Origin of the sequence: Sphingomonas sp., from assembly GCF_035758555.1 — a bacterium.
GTDB lineage: Bacteria > Pseudomonadota > Alphaproteobacteria > Sphingomonadales > Sphingomonadaceae > Sphingomonas_B.
In genome coordinates this window covers 22,153-37,934 of sequence record NZ_DASTXI010000024.1, presented here as the reverse complement: position 1 = coordinate 37,934, position 15,782 = coordinate 22,153, and the positions used below count along the sequence as shown (strand labels likewise).

General features: G+C 66.7%; 18 protein-coding genes. 12 read left to right on the top strand and 6 right to left on the bottom strand.

Annotated elements, in window-relative coordinates; translation table 11 throughout:
• Positions 1-448: tryptophan 2,3-dioxygenase family protein (locus VFT73_RS01395; RefSeq protein WP_326408338.1), on the bottom strand; the 448-nt coding region annotated here is incomplete at its 3' end.
• 103 nt (positions 449-551) lie between these two features.
• On the opposite strand from VFT73_RS01395, the gene VFT73_RS01390 reads away from it, so the two are divergent.
• Positions 552-1,001, top strand: a complete 450-nt coding sequence (locus tag VFT73_RS01390; RefSeq protein ID WP_326408337.1) for a hypothetical protein — start codon at positions 552-554, stop codon at positions 999-1,001.
• 69 nt (positions 1,002-1,070) lie between these two features.
• Positions 1,071-1,406 (top strand): hypothetical protein, encoded by a 336-nt coding sequence (locus VFT73_RS01385; protein ID WP_326408336.1) that lies wholly within the window; start codon positions 1,071-1,073, stop codon positions 1,404-1,406.
• Between the two features lie 31 nt (positions 1,407-1,437).
• On the opposite strand, the gene VFT73_RS01380 is transcribed toward VFT73_RS01385, so the two are convergent.
• Complete coding sequence (locus tag VFT73_RS01380) at positions 1,438-2,694, bottom strand: metal-dependent hydrolase family protein (RefSeq protein WP_414712769.1); 1,257 nt, start codon at positions 2,692-2,694, stop codon at positions 1,438-1,440.
• Between the two features lie 132 nt (positions 2,695-2,826).
• On the opposite strand from VFT73_RS01380, the gene trmB reads away from it, so the two are divergent.
• Positions 2,827-3,504 (top strand): tRNA (guanosine(46)-N7)-methyltransferase TrmB, encoded by a 678-nt coding sequence (gene trmB / locus VFT73_RS01375; protein ID WP_326408333.1) that lies wholly within the window; start codon positions 2,827-2,829, stop codon positions 3,502-3,504.
• 100 nt (positions 3,505-3,604) lie between these two features.
• The gene (locus VFT73_RS01370) at positions 3,605-4,285 is read left to right on the top strand and encodes a PEPxxWA-CTERM sorting domain-containing protein (protein ID WP_326408332.1); all 681 of its coding nucleotides are present in this window, start codon (positions 3,605-3,607) and stop codon (positions 4,283-4,285) included.
• Positions 4,286-4,321: 36 nt separating this feature from the next.
• Here the strand turns inward: VFT73_RS01370 and VFT73_RS01365 are convergent, their stop codons facing one another.
• The 3 genes from VFT73_RS01365 to VFT73_RS01355 are packed head-to-tail and all read right to left on the bottom strand — an operon-like array spanning position 4,322 to position 6,139.
• Positions 4,322-4,720, bottom strand: coding sequence for a type II toxin-antitoxin system VapC family toxin (locus VFT73_RS01365; RefSeq protein WP_326408331.1), 399 nt, complete (start codon positions 4,718-4,720; stop codon positions 4,322-4,324).
• Positions 4,717-4,968, bottom strand: a complete 252-nt coding sequence (locus VFT73_RS01360; protein WP_326408330.1) for an AbrB/MazE/SpoVT family DNA-binding domain-containing protein — start codon at positions 4,966-4,968, stop codon at positions 4,717-4,719. The genes VFT73_RS01365 and VFT73_RS01360 overlap by 4 nt, the downstream gene beginning before the upstream one ends.
• Positions 4,969-4,999: 31 nt before the next feature.
• Positions 5,000-6,139 carry a PQQ-dependent sugar dehydrogenase gene (locus tag VFT73_RS01355; protein WP_326408329.1) on the bottom strand — a complete coding sequence of 380 codons (1,140 nt, stop codon included), beginning with the start codon at positions 6,137-6,139 and terminating at the stop codon, positions 5,000-5,002.
• 220 nt (positions 6,140-6,359) lie between these two features.
• Here VFT73_RS01355 and VFT73_RS01350 point away from each other — a divergent pair, with 220 nt between their 5' ends.
• The 4 genes from VFT73_RS01350 (at position 6,360) to VFT73_RS01335 (ending at position 8,906) form a co-directional block, all read left to right on the top strand.
• Positions 6,360-7,181, top strand: coding sequence for a PEPxxWA-CTERM sorting domain-containing protein (locus tag VFT73_RS01350; protein WP_326408328.1), 822 nt, complete (start codon positions 6,360-6,362; stop codon positions 7,179-7,181).
• 67 nt (positions 7,182-7,248) lie between these two features.
• Positions 7,249-7,512 carry a hypothetical protein gene (locus VFT73_RS01345; protein ID WP_326408327.1) on the top strand — a complete coding sequence of 88 codons (264 nt, stop codon included), beginning with the start codon at positions 7,249-7,251 and terminating at the stop codon, positions 7,510-7,512.
• Positions 7,513-7,524: 12 nt separating this feature from the next.
• Entirely contained in the window at positions 7,525-8,433 is a 909-nt protein-coding gene (locus VFT73_RS01340) for a DUF692 domain-containing protein (protein WP_326408326.1), read from the top strand.
• Positions 8,430-8,906, top strand: a complete 477-nt coding sequence (locus tag VFT73_RS01335) for a hypothetical protein (protein WP_326408325.1) — start codon at positions 8,430-8,432, stop codon at positions 8,904-8,906. Before VFT73_RS01340 ends, VFT73_RS01335 begins: the two co-directional genes overlap by 4 nt.
• Here the strand turns inward: VFT73_RS01335 and VFT73_RS01330 are convergent.
• Complete coding sequence (locus VFT73_RS01330) at positions 8,890-10,113, bottom strand: PQQ-dependent sugar dehydrogenase (protein WP_414712768.1); 1,224 nt, start codon at positions 10,111-10,113, stop codon at positions 8,890-8,892. The genes VFT73_RS01335 and VFT73_RS01330 overlap by 17 nt on opposite strands.
• 175 nt (positions 10,114-10,288) lie before the next feature.
• On the opposite strand from VFT73_RS01330, the gene rimP reads away from it, so the two are divergent.
• The 4 genes from rimP to infB are packed head-to-tail and all read left to right on the top strand — an operon-like array spanning position 10,289 to position 15,758.
• Positions 10,289-10,813: a ribosome maturation protein RimP gene (gene rimP, locus VFT73_RS01325; protein ID WP_326408323.1), complete on the top strand. Its 525-nt coding sequence runs from the start codon at positions 10,289-10,291 to the stop codon at positions 10,811-10,813.
• Between the two features lie 8 nt (positions 10,814-10,821).
• Positions 10,822-12,423, top strand: a complete 1,602-nt coding sequence (nusA, locus tag VFT73_RS01320) for a transcription termination factor NusA (protein WP_326408322.1) — start codon at positions 10,822-10,824, stop codon at positions 12,421-12,423.
• A gap of 46 nt (positions 12,424-12,469) precedes the next feature.
• The gene (locus VFT73_RS01315) at positions 12,470-13,228 is read left to right on the top strand and encodes a DUF448 domain-containing protein (protein WP_326408339.1); all 759 of its coding nucleotides are present in this window, start codon (positions 12,470-12,472) and stop codon (positions 13,226-13,228) included.
• Positions 13,221-15,758, top strand: coding sequence for a translation initiation factor IF-2 (gene infB, locus VFT73_RS01310; protein WP_326408321.1), 2,538 nt, complete (start codon positions 13,221-13,223; stop codon positions 15,756-15,758). The genes VFT73_RS01315 and infB overlap by 8 nt, the downstream gene beginning before the upstream one ends.
• Positions 15,759-15,782 lie beyond the last annotated feature (24 nt).

Below are 15,782 nucleotides of genomic sequence, written 5' to 3'. Positions count from 1 at the left end.
CCCACAGGCTCGGCTGCTCCAGCGCCTCGCGCATCGCCCGTTCCGCTTCGGGCCGGTCCTTCTGGTAATCGAGGAAGCGGCCGTCCTTCAGGCCGAGCAGATATTCGACGGTGCGGAACTGGTCCGACTGGAAGCCGGAGCTGGTGCCGAGCACGCCGCGGAAGCGCGAATAGTCGGCGGGCGTCATCGTCGCGAGCACATCCCACGACATCGTCATCACCGCCTGGATACGAGAGACGCGGGCGAGGCCCTTATAGGCCGGCACCAGCTCGCCACCGCGCACCTGTTTCTTCGCGAGCTTCAGCTCGGCGATCATCTGCTTCAGCCACAGCTCTTTGGTCTGGTGGATGATGATGAACAGCAGCTCGTCATGGCGGTCGGACAGCGGATGCTGGGCGTGGAGCAGCTCGTCCAGCCCCAGATAGGAAGCATAGGTGACGTCGGTCATGCGGCTTCCTATCGTGCCGCAGCCGTTCCGGTAAGCCGGAACCGCTTTCCTTTTGCGCGGGCCTGCCTCATCATTCCATCCCGTCCGAACAGGGGAGGACGCGATGATCGCAGTGACGCTGATGCTTGCCGCCACGGCCGTGCCTCCGGCCGAACAGACGGCGATCTTCAAGGCCGCAGGCGCGACCCGGCGCGGCGCTATGTGGATGATGTGCGCGGAGGAGCCGCGGCCGGAAGGCGCGGCGATCGAGCTCTACCGCGACCTGAACGGCGACGGCCGCCCCGACGCGATCGTCAGCGAAGGCGGCACCTTTTGCTACGGCGCGCAGGAGGCCGGCTGTGCGGTGCTCAGCAAGCAGGCCGACGGAAGCTGGCGCAAGCTGACGTCCGGACCCGGCATTGCCGAACCGCTGAAGACCAAAGGCGCCGGCGGCTATCCCGACCTGTCGATCGGCGGCCCCGGCTTCTGCTTCCCGGTCGTGCGCTGGGACGGGCGGGACTATGTGAACCAGCGGTTCGAATATGAGGGAAACCCGTGCCGGCCGCAGAGGTAGCTGCCTTCAAAATGGCTGTGGTGTTTCGCCCCATTGCGGACTTTTAGGTCGGCGTGCGATCGTCGAGGAATGGACGCAGATTTCGACAACGAAACGTGGCTGGTTGAGGATGCTGGGCATTCGATAATCGAGAAGAAGGCCACACAAGGGCGGGATGCCCTGTCTCCTCTTGAGCGGTTGATCTACTGCTTATGGGTAGCAGACTACGGCATGCGGAATGGAGGCGATCTTGCCACCGCTGATGATCTCTATCCGACGTTTCAAGCCGAAGGGCGGCGCATCGCCGAGGAACTGTCATTGCCCCGTACCCTTTCCGCGTTCGCGCTGAGCCGGTCGGACTTCGAACGGACCTACTTTGGAGTTTTCGACGGGGTATGTGAGGAACTCAGAAGCGCGTTCGCCTGACCCTTTGTGGATGTTGGCGGGGCGCCCTCTGCTAGTGAACGAACTCACCGCCTTTGATCACGTCCACAACATGCTCCAGCGCACGGATGTCCGTGAGTGGATCGCCTTCAACCGCCACCATATCCGCGAAGAATCCCGGCGCCACGCGCCCCACCTTGCCTTGCCAGCCGATCAGTTCGGCGGCTGACACCGTGGCGGACTGGATCGCCTGCATCGGGGTCATGCCGTAGCGGACCATGTAAGCGAACTGGCGGGCGTTGAGGCCGTGCGGATAGACGCCGGCGTCGGTGCCATAGCCGATCCTGACGCCCGCTTTCACCGCCTTGGCGAAGCCCTGGCGTTGGGCTTCGGTCGTCTCGTCGTTCTTGCGCAGATATTCGGCGGGCCAACCCTGCTTGCGGCCTTCCTCGGCGATATAGTCGCCATTGTAGATGTCCATGACCAGCCACACGCCCCTGGCCTTGGCGAGCGCGATGCCTTCGTCGTCGATCAGGCTCGCATGCTCGATCGAGCGGACGCCGCCGCGGATCGCGGCCTTGATGCCTTCCGCGCCATGCGCGTGAGCAGTCACGTAGCTGCCATGCGCCTTGGCGACGTCGACGGCGGCGCGCACTTCGGCCTCGTCGAGCTCGATCTGGCCCGGCTCGGTGCCGATCGCGAGCACGGCGCCGGTCGCGATCAGCTTCAGGAAATCGGCGCCGCCAGCGAAGATGCGCTCGGCCTTGTCGCGGACCTGATCCGGCGTGCTCGCCTCGCCGAAGCGCATGTCCTCGGGCATCGTCATGCCTTTCACATTCACTTCGCCACCGCCGCCAGGCCTGGTGATGTAGGCGCCCGCGACCAGCATGCGCGGGCCGGGGACGAGGCCCCGGTCGATCGCATCGCGCAGCGCCACGTCGGTGAAGGCGCGGTAGGTGCCGACATCGCGCACCGTGGTGAAGCCGGCGCGGAGCGTCGTCAGCGCGTGGTTCGCGCCTAAGAGCGCGGTCGCAGCCGGCGAGGTCTTGTAGGGCAGCAGCGGATCGGAGGAGTCGCCGACATCTGCCAGATGCGTGTGGAGGTCGATCAGGCCCGGCAGCACCGTGTAGCGGGACCAGTCGATGATTTCGGCACCGGCCGGAGGCGCCTTCCAGACCGTGACTTCGGCGACCTTGTTGTCCTCGATGCGGATCAGCCGGTCGGTCAGCACTTGCGCCGTGGCGGGATCGATCAGCCGGCCGGCATGGACATAGACGGTCCGAGCCTCGGCCGGCGCGACCGCGATCAGCGCGGCCATCGCCGCCAGCATCCATTTCATCGCGCGTCCTCCCCTTCGTCATTGCGAGGAGCAGAGCGACGAAGCAATCCAGCCCCGGATGCGCCGCTGGATTGCTTCGCCTTCGGCTCGCAATGACGGTGGTGATGGTCTAGCGCGCCCGGCATGACCGATCCACTGACGATCCGCCGCCTCTACGGCCGCGCCAAGGGGCACAAGCTCCGCGCCGGGCAAGAAGAGCTGCTGGAAGAGCTTCTGCCGAAGGTGAGCGTGCCCGAGGGGCCGCTGGACGCCCGCACGTTGTTTGGCGACGACCGGCCGCTCGAATTCGAGATCGGCTTCGGCGCGGGCGAGCATCTGGCGGCGCAGGCGGAGGCGCGGCCGGAGCATGGCTTTATCGGCTGCGAGCCGTTCCTGAACGGCGTGGTCGGCGCGCTCGCCAAGATCGATGACCGCGAGCTCGGCAATGTCCGCGTCCATATGGGTGACGCGCTCGACGTGCTGGAGCGGCTGCCGGATGCGTCGCTGGAGCGGCTCTACCTGCTCCACCCCGATCCCTGGCCCAAGGCGCGGCACGCGAAGCGGCGGATGGTCAATCATGGGCCGCTCGACCTGATCGCGGCGAAGCTTAAAGCCGGTGCCGAGTTCCGGCTGGGCACCGACGATCCGGTCTATTGCCGCTGGTCGATGATGGTGATGAACCAGCGCCGCGATTTCGAATGGCAGGCCCGGACCGCCGCCGATTTCCTGGAGCGTCCCGCCGACTGGCCGCAGACGCGCTACGAGGCAAAGGCCCGGCGCAAAGACCATGAAGTCTGGTATTTCCGCTACATCCGCCGCTGAGTGTTCGTCGCACGGCGCGCCGCATCCGTCGCCCGATCGTTTCGCCTGGTAAACGCGCCGCTAACCGCGCTCGCTCCAACTTCAAATGGGGTGAAAGACGATGCGTATCCTGATGACGGCGGCTGCCGCCTTGCTTTGCACGACCGCGGCCAACGCGACCGTGACCGACGATTTCAACCGGCCCGATGCGCTCACGATCGGCGACAATTACGACGTCCAGAACGGCAATTTCCGGATCAGCGGCAACAAGGCGATCACGACCAATTTCGTGTCGCTCGCGACCTACAGCAACTCGACCTCGGTCAATGCCGGGCTCGACGCGTCGCTGCGCGGCGTGGACGCAGGCAGCTACGTGGCGCTGTCGTTCGGCTACGGCACCGCGAACAGCTATTTCGTCAAGGTGCAGGACAATAACGGCGACGGCTTCTTCGACATGTACGGGTTCGATACCGGCAACAACGACCTGAACGGACCGTTCCTGCAACTCAATCCGTTCCAGACCGGCCAGATCGACGTCAGCGTCGAGGGAACGGTCGCGAAGCTCAGCATTTTCGCCAATGGCGCGACCCAGACCTACAGCTTCGATTATGGCTATGCGCCGGGCGATATGCGGGTCGGTTTCGGCCTAAACCGGCTAGGAGCGGCCGACAATTTCCGCTTCGACGCGGTGACCGGCGGCAGCGCGGTGCCGGAGCCGGCGGCCTGGGCGCTGATGATCGGCGGCTTCGGCCTCGTCGGCGCGGCAGCGCGCCGTCGCCGCGCCGCGGTCGCCTTCGCCTGAAGCCAAGCGCCCGGCCGCTTCATCGGCGGCCGGGCGTCACGCCGTCCAGTTCTCGACAGCCAGTCCCGGCACACGCCGGAATTCGCGCTCGTTCGCGGTCACTAGGGTGCAGTTGAGCGCGAGCGCATGCGCGGCGATCAGCATGTCATTGCTGCCTATGGGAGTCCCCGCGCGTTCCAGGGCTGCACGTAGTTCGCCATAATGCAGGTCCGCCGGGCTCTCCCACGGCGCCGCGTCAATCGATTCGAGCACGGCTTCGAGCAGCTTCTGGCGATGCGCGGACGGGTTCTTTGCAAGGCCGAATCGTAGCTCAGCCGCTACGACGATGCTGGTGCAGCATTCATCGCTTCTCGCCCAGATCGCTTCCGCCGCGTCTCCGTCCGGATCGCGAATGAGTGTCGAGATGATATTGGTATCGAGAAGAAAGCGCGTCACAGATCGACCGGATCCGGTGGCGGGTCTTCAATCTCCGGGAAGTCGTCTTCCGGACGCAGCGGCGGTTGCGTGCGCAACCAGTCGATCGCCTCGCGGAGCGTCCTCCTGCGCGGTGCCGGCTCGATGATCAGGCGGTCGCCTTCCTTGCGCATGATCGCTTCGTCCCCCGGCAGCTCGAACTCGCGCGGGATGCGGACGGCCTTGTTGCGGCCGTTGCGGAAGAACTTAACGTGGCGCTCATAGCCCATGCGCCGAAATTGGCCTATGCCATGGCCTATGTCAACGCGCCGGCGTCAGCTTCAGCAGCCGCGCGCCTTCGCCGTCCTCGAGCAGCCAGACCGTGCCTTGAGGGCCCTGCGCCACGTCGCGGATGCGGGCGTCCATGTCCCAGCGATCGGCCCTGGCGGCCTTGTCGCCACTGAGCGTCACGCGGATCAGCGCTTCCCCCGACAATGCGGCGATGAAGCCCGAACCGCGCCAGCGCGGGAACAGCGATCCCGAATAGATCATGAAGCCGCCAGGCGAGATCGACGGGTTCCAGGAGAGCTTCGGCGCCGCAAAACCGTCGCCGGCATGATGGTCGGGGATCGGCGAGCCGTCGTAGTTGTCGCCGTTGGAGACGACCGGCCAGCCGTAATTGCGGCCGGGCAGGATCATGTTCAGTTCGTCTCCGCCTTGGGGGCCCATTTCCGTCTCCCACAGCCGCCCGTCTGCGGCGAAGGCGAGGCCGTAGGGATTGCGGTGGCCGGTGCTCCAGATTTGCGAGCGGGCGCCCGGTCCCGAGATTGGATTGAAGGGCGGCGTGGTTCCGTCCGGATAGAGGCGCAGGATCTTGCCGAGCGCCTGGTCCGGGTCCTGCGCGGGCGTCTTCCGCTGTCGCTCGCCCGAAGTCAGGAACAGATATTTGCCGTCCGGGGAGAAGGCGATCACGCCGCCGAACTGGCCGCCGCTGCCGTCCGATCCCTGCCGCCAGATGACGTGCAGGCCGCCGAGCCGCGCGGTCCCGCCTTTCTCGACCAGCCGCGCGCGGGCCAGCGCCATGCTGCTGCCTTTGGGCCGGGGCTCCGAATAGGTCAGGTAGACCAGGCCGTCGCGCGCGAATTTGGGCGACAGCGCCACGTCGAGCAGCCCGCCCTGGTTGACGAACGCGACCTTCGGCACGCCTGCGACGTCGATCGTCTTGCCGCCCGGCGCCCACAGCTTCAGCGCGCCCGGCTTCTCGGTCACCAGCAGCCGTCCGTCGGGCAGGAACGCCATCGCGAACGGCCGGTCGAATGTGCCTTCGACCGCGACGTCGAACGGTCGAGCGGAAGCCGAGGGCTCGTCGGCCTTGCCGGCATTCGTGCGGTTCGCGGCCGTGCCTCCCGCCGATCCGCACCCGGACAGGACGATCAGGGAAACGGCAATGAACAATCGCATGGGCATGGGCTCCTTCGATCACTAACAGCCGGATGGGCCGCTCGGTTCAAGTCCTGTTCGCCCGCCCAGTCGTCGCTGGCCATGTGCAGGTTCGTCGCACGCCCGAGGCATTGGTCGTGCACGCGGCGGCGCCGGTCGACGGATCGTTCGCGACCACGAATGCGCCGCTAAGCGCCCCGCTCCGGTCAAAAACACCGAATGACATGAGTGGGGTGAACACATGCGAATGGCAATCGGCGCGGTCATCGCGCTGCTGGGCACGACCGCTGCGCACGGCAGCGTGGTGCTCGACGATTTCAACCGGCCGGACGGCGCCGGCTTCGGGACTGGCTACACGATCCGGAGCGGCCGCCCGTCGATCCTGAACAACCGGGCCGTGACGAACGCTCAGTCGCTCGCTACCTATGACGGCTCCTTCGCCACGGCGGCCAGCGTCGATGTGGCGCTCAGCGGCCGCGATGCCGGCAGCTATGTCGCGCTGACGCTCGGCTATGGCGGCGAGCGAAACTATTTCATCAAGGTCCAGGACGATAACGGGGACGGCCTCTTCGACCGTTATGCCTTTTACGGCGGCAACAACGAGCTGAACGGGGTGGTCGGAGACCTCGGCGCCGCCTTCCGAATGGGTTCGATCGCGGTCAGCTACAGCGGCACCGTCGCAAAGCTGGTCGTCGGCACCAAGTCAGGCAGCCAGACCTACACGCACGATTATGGCTTTCTGCCGGGCCTCAAGAATATCGGGCTGGGGCTGAACGGGCTCGGCGCGGCCGACAATCTGCGCTTCGACGCGATGACGATGGTCGGCGTGCCGGAGCCGGAGAACTGGGCGCTGATGATCGGCGGCTTCGCCCTGGCAGGCGCGGCTGCCCGGCGCCGTCGGCGCATGGGTCGTGCTGGCCTGAGCCGGTGCGACGGACGTGCAGGGTTAAGCGACCGAATACTGCCTATGTTCGTGTCGGGAGCCGCGCATTGCTGCTATAAGGGGCGGCGCGGAGTCGCTTACCCCTGCGTGCGTTGGGACAGCCAAAGCGCAGGCGGATGAGAGTGCTCGTTTCCGGCACCGGATGACGGCTGTCGACCCCGATGGGGATTGGCAGAGGAACGACGTCATGGAACCGATCCTGACCGCAACCCAGAAGTCCACGACCAGGGCCCGGACGGCCCATATCTCGATCGGCGCGAAGGGCGACCTGCGCGCCGTCCGCGTGTCGCATCCGGGCAAGCTGACGCCCGACGAGATCGCCCGGATCGACAAGGTCCTGGTCAACGACGTGATCAAGGACCTGACCGGCTGTGCCTGCCTGTCCGGCACGATCGACGTGATCTGGGAAAAGCAATTCGACCGCATCCTCGACGTCCAGCTCGGGCGCTGAGGAGCGCGCGGCATGGCCTCGGCCAAGCCGTCCGTCGGATTGCTCTACAATCCGGCAGTGCCGGCCGTGCTCGACGCGGCCGGCACGCTCGTCGACCATATCGAGGTCATTCCGGACCGGCTCTGGTATGATTTCGGCACCGGCGCGGAGCATCGTTTCTCGCATGCGCACACCGCGATCGCGCAGCTCGGGCGGTATGCCGGGAAGCATGCGATGATCGGCCACGGGATCGGTCTGTCGCTGCCGAGCGCGATGCCGGTCGACGAGGATCTGCTCGCCGAAGTCGCCGCCTCGCACCGGCACTTCGGCTATCGCTGGTACAGCGAGCATCTGAGCATGTTCCTGGCGCCCGGCGGATCGGTGCCGAACGCACAGGCGGGCATGGGCCTGCCGGTGGTGCACGATGCGGAGCTGCTGGAGATTGTCGGCCGCAAGGTCGAGCTGCTGCAGGCCACGCTCGGCGTTCCGATCGCGCTGGAGAACGGCACGATCTTCTCGGCGGTGCCCAATCCGGAGATGAGCGAACCGGAGTTCATGAACCGGCTGCATGCCCGCACCGGCTGCAAGATGCTGCTCGACCTGCACAATCTTTACGCGAACATGCGCAATCTGAATTGGTCGCCGGCGGAGTATCTGGAAGCGATCGATCCGGAGATCGTGATCGAAGTGCACATCGCGGGCGGCGACCTCTTGCGCGGCCACTACACCGATTCCCACTCGCGGCGCAGCCCGGCGGTGATCTGGGATTGGCTGGCGGAATGGGGGCCGCGCTTTCCGAACCTCGCGGCGATCACGTTCGAATATCACGAATCCTACCACAAGCGGATCGGCACCGCCGGCGTGATCGCCGAGCTGGAGAAGATGCACGCAGTGGCAGAGGAGGTCGCCGCGGTACGTCAGTCGGCGCCGGCATTCGCATGAGTCTGGCCGATTTCCAGCGCGCGCTGACGGATCTGACCGCCTCGCCGGCGCTGTGCCGGGCAGTGCGGCGGGACGCGACGATGCTAGGCCAGCTCTACCCGCTTACGCGACTGGAGCAGGACCGGCTGGCCGATATCGCTGCGAGCAACGGCATGGAAGCGAACTGCATGATCTACCGCGCCAACCGGCTCGCCCCGGTGGCGCTCAATTGCCCGCAACTCTGTGCCGCCCTCGGCGACGATCTCAACCGCCTGATCTCGGCCTATTGGTATGCCGAGCCGACCACCAACGTGCACTTCCTGGTCGAGACCGAGCGCTTCTGTGCGTTTCTTGCCGGGCGCGACGATCTGAACCCCGCAGCGCGCGCCGCACTCACCCGCGAACATGCGCGCGTGTGCGAGCGGCTTGCGGCGAGCGCGGCGCGAAGCGGCGAGGACGCGTTTTCCGGCGTGCGCTCTACTTCGCGGGCGTGAGCCGCCACAGCCGGCCCTGGGCGCCGCGTCCGCCATCCTCCAGCACCCAGATCGCGCCGTCCGGAGCCTGGGCGATATCGCGGATGCGCGTACCGAAATCCCACGCATTTTCGGCCGTAGCCGTATCGCCCTTTACGCTCGCGCGCAGCACGCCCTCGCCGGACAGGGCGGCAATGAACAGCGAGCCGCGATACTGCGGGAACATCGCGCCGGTATAATAGATCATGCCGCCCGGAGAGATGGACGGATTCCACAAGAGCTTCGGCGGCTCATAGCCATCGCCCGGCTTGTGATCGGGGATCGGCGTACCGTCATAATTGTCGCCATTGGAAACGTTCGGCCAGCCATAATTGCGGCCGGGCAGGATCAGGTTCAGCTCGTCGCCGCCCTTTGGCCCCATTTCGACGTCCCAGAGCCGGCCGCCATCCGTGAAGACCAGTCCATAGGGATTGCGATGGCCGCTCGACCAGGTTTCGGCCGGCGTGGTGTTGGGCTGGCGGGCGGGGACCGTGCGCGCCGGCGCCGAAGCCGCCGAGCCGGTGTTCTTCGGCGGGTCCGTCACCTGCACGGTGGCAGCGCCCGTCTTGCCGGCGAAAGGGTTGCCGGGCGCCGGCTTGCCGTCCAGCGTCAGGTGCATGATCTTGCCGAGCGCCTGGCTATCGTCCTGCGCCGGGGTGAAGCGCTGGCGTTCGCCCGAAGCGAGGAACAGCGACTTGCCGTCCGGCGCGAAGGCGATCACGGCGCCGAACTGCCCGCCTTTGCCCGCCGAGCCGGAGCGCCAGATCACCTGCAAATTGTCGAGCTGCAGCGATTCGCCCTCGCCGGCGAGCGTGGCGCGCGCCAAGGCCAATTGGCTGCCGTCGGGCCCGGGCTCGGCGTAGCTCAAATATATCGTCCGGCTGCGCGCAAAATCCGGGGCAAGCGCAACGTCGAGGAGCCCGCCCTGGCCGCCGACGGCGACGGGCGGAACGCCGGAAACTTCGGTGATCGTGCCATTGGCCGCGCGATATTTGAGCACGCCCGCCTTTTCGGTCACGAGCAGGCTGCCGTCGGGAAGGAAGGCGAGGGCGAAGGGCGTCTGGAACTGGCCCATCTCAGCCATCGCGAAAGGCGGCTTCGTCATCTCCATATTGGCTTGGCCGTCATCGGCGGCGGCCGCCGGCTGGGCGAAACAGCTCGTCCCGACGAGAGCGAGGGCGAGGGTCATGAAGCGCATCCGTTTCTCCTTCTCTACGCGCCGACTCGAATGCATCGGCCCGCTTGCGCCTTGGTGGTGATCGGCCTATATCGCCAATGCGCTTCTCTTACATCGTTATGGTGAAAGAGGTCGGGGCCCTTCGGGCTTCGGCAGCGCGAAGTCACATGCCGGAAGGATGCACTGGTTGGCGGATATCGCTGCGCTGACGCGATTGATCGAACCCGAGGCGAACGCGCTCGGCTTCGATCTCGTGCGCGTGCAGATGATCGGCGGCGCGTCCGACCCGACGCTGCAGGTCATGGCGGAACGGCCGGATACGCGGCAGCTGACGATCGACGATTGCGCCGATCTGTCGCGCCGCCTGTCCGACGTGCTCGACGCCGCCGATCCGATCGAGGACGCCTATCGGCTGGAAGTCAGCTCGCCCGGAATCGACCGGCCGCTGACCCGGCTCAAGGATTTCGAGGACTGGAAAGGTCATGAAGCGCGGATCAAGCTGGCGGAGCCGATCGACGGCCGCAAGCAGCTGACCGGGACGCTGGAAGGCGTTGAGGGCGATGCGGTCGCGATCGACGTCAACGGCTTCAAGTCCATGACCGTGCCGTTCAGCGCGATCGCAAGCGCCAAGCTGACGCTCACCGACAAGCTCATCGCGGCCACTGCGCCGCTTTCCGCCGAGGGGGCGGACAAAGTTCACGTGGAAGGGTAAGACAAGCAATGGCCACCTCAGCCGTTTCTGCCAACAAGGCCGAATTGCTCGCGATCGCGGATTCGGTCGCGCGCGAGAAGCTGATCGACAAGGCGATCGTCATCGAGGCGATGGAAGACGCGATCCAGCGGGCGGCCAAGAACCGCTACGGCGCGGAGATGGAAATCCGCGCGAAGCTCGATCCGTCGAACGGCGATCTGCGCCTGTGGCGCGTGGTCGAAGTCGTCGAACAGGTCGACGACCTCTACAAGCAGGTTTCCGTTGCCGATGCGCAGCGACTGGAGAAGGGTGCGAAGATCGGCGACTATATCGTCGATCCGCTGCCTCCGATCGAATTCGGCCGTATCCAGGCGCAGGCGTCGAAGCAGATCATCTTCCAGAAGGTCCGCGAGGCCGAGCGCGAGCGGCAATATGAAGAGTTCAAGGATCGCGTGGGTGAGATCATCACCGGCGTCGTCAAGCGTGTCGAGTTCGGCCATGTCGTCGTCGATCTCGGCCGCGCGGAAGGCGTGATCCGCAGGGATGCGCAGATCCCGCGCGAAGTGGTCCGCGTCGGCGACCGCATCCGCGCGATCATCCTGCGCGTGATCCGCGAAAATCGCGGCCCGCAGATCTTTCTTTCCCGCGCGCATCCGGACTTCATGAAGAAGCTGTTCGCGCAGGAAGTGCCGGAAATCTACGACGGCATCATCACCATCCAGGCCGCCGCGCGCGATCCCGGCAGCCGCGCCAAGATCGGCGTGATCAGCCGCGACAGCTCGATCGACCCGGTCGGCGCCTGCGTCGGCATGAAGGGCAGCCGCGTGCAGGCGGTGGTCCAGGAAATGCAGGGCGAGAAGATCGACATCATCCCCTGGTCGCCCGACACCGCGACGTTCGTCGTCAACGCGCTGCAGCCGGCGAACGTCAGCCGCGTCGTGATCGACGAGGAAGAGGACCGGATCGAGGTGGTCGTACCCGACGACCAGCTGTCGCTGGCGATCGGCCGCCGCGGCCAGAACGTCCGTCTCGCCAGCCAGCTGACCGGCAAGGCGATCGACATCCTGACCGAGACCGACGCGTCCGAGAAGCGCCAGCGCGAGTTCGCGGAGCGGTCCGAGATGTTCCAGACCGAGCTGGACGTCGACGAGACGCTGTCGCAGCTGCTGGTCGCCGAAGGCTTCACCAGCCTGGAGGAAGTCGCCTATATCGAAGCCGACGAGATCGCCTCGATCGAGGGCTTCGACGAGGAGCTGGCAGCCGAGCTGCAGAGCCGCGCGCAGGAAGCGCTGGAGCGGCGCGAGGAAGCGGCCCGCGAGGAACGCCGCGCTCTCGGCGTGTCCGACGAGTTGGCGACGATGCCGTACATGACCGAGGCGATGCTGGTCACGCTCGGCAAGGCCGGCATCAAGACGCTCGACGACCTGGCCGACCTCGCGACCGACGAGCTGGTCGCGAAGAAGCGCGTCGAGCCGCGTCGCCGCAACGAGGACGCGCCGAAGCGCCCCGAAGACAAGGGTGGCGTCCTTTCCGACTATGGCCTCAGCGAAGAGCAGGGCAACGAGATTATCATGGCTGCGCGCGCGCACTGGTTCGAGGGGGAGGACGCGGTTGCGGAAACCTCCCAATGAACGGCCGAAGCTAAGGCTGAAGCATCCGTCCGCGGCTGAGGAGCGGGTGAAGGCGGCGCTGCCGCCCAAACCCGTGAAGCCGGACAAGGACGGACCCGAGCGCAAATGCGTGCTGACCGGCGACAAGGTCGATCGCGCGGCGCTGATCCGCCTGGTGCTGTCGCCGGAGGGCGAGGTGCTGGCGGACGTGCGCGCGAAGGCGCCAGGTCGCGGCGCGTGGATCGGCGTCGATCGTGACGCGCTGCAGCGGGCGCTCGACAGCGGCAAGCTGAAGGCGGCGCTGTTCCGTGCCTTTCGCCGGCGCGACCTGACCGTTTCGGCGGACCTGCCCGAACAGATCGAGCGCCAGCTCGAGCGCGCTGCGCTCGACCGGCTCGGCCTGGAAGCACGGGCGAGCACGATCGTGACCGGTGGCGAGCGGATCGAGGCCGCGGCGCGTGCCGGCAAGGTCGCGCTGCTGCTCCACGCCACCGATGCGGGCGAGGACGGCAATCGCAAGCTCGACCAGGCGCTGCGCGTCGGCAGCGATGCGGAAGGCAGCGGCCTGAAAGGCCTCGTAATTGCGGCTCCACGCACCATATTGTCGTCTGCCCTGGGCCGCGAGAATGTGGTACATGTGGCCGTGACCGACCCGGGGGCTGCCCGGCGAGTGGGCGACGTCATCGCCCGCTGGCACAGGTTTATCGGATTTGGTTCAGGCGAACGGCCTTGCGAAACGGTGCCGCAAGGTTCAATCGCCGCTGCTGCGTCTCCGGGCGCGGCTGCGACTGCTGCGAATGAAGGACTGACGACGGTTCATGAGTGATATCGACAACAAGGAAAAGCCGAAGCTGGGCGCACGCGCTCCCCTGGGCCTGAAGCGCACGGTCGAGACGGGGAAGGTCAAGCAGAGCTTCAGCCACGGCCGCTCGAACACCGTCGTCGTCGAGGTGAAGCGCCGGCGCGTGCCGCTCGGCCGCCCCGGCGAAGCGGAAGCGACGCCGACGCCCGAACCCGAAGTCGCGAAGACTCCTGCGGCGCCGGCGCCCGCGCCGGCGGCACCGGCCCGTCCGGCTGCTCCGGAAAGCAACCGGCCGATGACGCCGCTCGAACGGCGCGAGCAGCAGGAGCGGCTGCTGCGCGAGGCCGAGGAAGCGCGGATGGCCGCGCTCGAGGAAACGCGCCGCCGCGAGGAACAGGCGCGCACCCAGGCGAGCGAGGAAGAGCGCCGCCGCGCCGAGGAAAATCGCCGCGCCGAGGAAGAGGCTCGCAAGCAGGCCGAAGAGGAAGCGCGCCGCGCGCAGGAAGCTCCGCCCGAACCGGCTGCGGAGCCGCAGGAAGCGCCGCAGGAGCGCAGCGCCGCGCCGGCGCCGCGCCGCTTCACGCCCGTCCAGGCTCCCCGCCGTCCCGAGCCGCCGGCGCGCCCGGCACGTCCGGGGCCGCGCGGCGGCGACGATCGCCGCCAGTCGGGCAAGCTGACCGTCACGCGCGCGCTGTCCGACGACGAGGGCGCGCGCGCCCGGTCGCTCGCGGCGCTGAAGCGTGCGCGGGAGAAGGAACGCCGCGCCCATATGTCCGGCTATGGCCAGCCCCAGGCCAAGCAGGTCCGCGACGTGGTGGTGCCGGAAGCGATCACGGTCGGCGAGCTCGCGAACCGCATGGCCGAGCGCGGCGCGGACCTGGTCAAGGCGCTGTTCAAGATGGGCATGCCGGTCACGCTGACCCAAACGATCGACCAGGATACGGCCGAGTTGCTCGTCACCGAGTTCGGGCACCGTATCAAGCGCGTGTCCGAAGCCGATATCGACATCCAGTCCAACGACGACGTCGACGCGGCCGAGTCGCTGCAGCCGCGCGCCCCGGTGGTCACGATCATGGGCCATGTCGATCACGGCAAGACCTCGCTGCTCGACGCGCTGCGCGGCACCGACGTGGTCGGTGGCGAGGCAGGCGGCATCACTCAGCATATCGGTGCCTATCAAGTGGCGATGAAGTCGGGCGACAAGATCACTTTCCTCGATACGCCGGGCCACGAAGCGTTCAGCGAAATGCGCGCGCGCGGCGCCAACGTCACCGACATCGTCGTGCTGGTGGTGGCGGCCGATGACGGCCTGCGGCCGCAGACGGTCGAGGCGATCAACCACACCAAGGCGGCCGGCGTGCCGATGATCGTCGCGATCAACAAGATCGACAAGCCGGAGGCCAAGCCGCAGAAGGTCCGCGAGGAGCTGCTGCAGCACGAGGTGATCGTCGAACAGCTGGGCGGCGACGTGCAGGACGTCGAGGTCTCGGCGCTTAAGAAGACCAACCTCGACGATCTGATCGAGAAGATACAGCTGCAGGCCGAACTGCTCGAGCTGAAGGCGAACCCCGACCGCGCCGCCGAAGGCACTGTGGTCGAGGCCAAGCTGGACAAGGGCCGCGGCCCGGTCGCGACGATCCTGGTCGGTCGCGGCACGCTGCGCGTGGGCGACGTGTTCGTCGTCGGCGCGGAAAGCGGCAAGGTGCGCGCGCTGGTCGACGACAAGGGCCGCAACATCAAGGAAGCGGGTCCCTCGGTTCCGGTCGAAGTGCTCGGCCTGTCCGGCGTCCCCGGCGCCGGCGACCAGTTGACTGTCGTCGAGAACGAAGCGCGCGCCCGCGAGGTCGCCGCCTATCGCGCCGGCGTGATCCAGCAGAAGCGGACGACATCGGCGCCGGCGTCGCTGGAATCGATGTTCTCGGCGCTGCGCGACAAGCAGGCGATCGAATATCCGGTGGTGGTGAAGGCCGATACGCAAGGTTCGGTCGAAGCCATTGTCGGCGCGCTCAACAAGATCGGCACGGAGGATATCCGCGTCCGCATCCTGCATTCGGGCGTCGGCGGCATCACCGAAAGCGACGTGATCCTGGCATCGGCGTCCAAGGCGCCGATCATCGGCTTCAACGTCCGCGCGAACGCCAAGGCGCGTGAGATCGCCAACCGCGACGGCGTGGCGCTGAAATATTACGACGTGATCTATCACCTCACCGACGAGATCCGCGCCGGCATGGCCGGGCAGCTCGGGCCGGAAGCGATCGAGCATGTCGTCGGCCGCGCCGAAGTGCGCGAAGTGTTCAGCGCCGGCAAGCACGGCAAGGCGGCCGGTCTGCTCGTCACCGAAGGCTATATCCGCAAGGCGCTTCGGGCCCGGATCACGCGCAACGACGTCATCGTCTACAACGGCGCGATCGCATCGCTGCGGCGTTTCAAGGACGACGTGGCGGAAGTGCGCGCGGGCCTGGAATGCGGCGTCACGTTCGAGAACACGACCGACATCAAGGCGGGCGACTTCGTCGAGACGTTCGAAGTCGAACTGCGCGAACGGACGCTTTGATACGATATTCGTAACTTCTGCTTG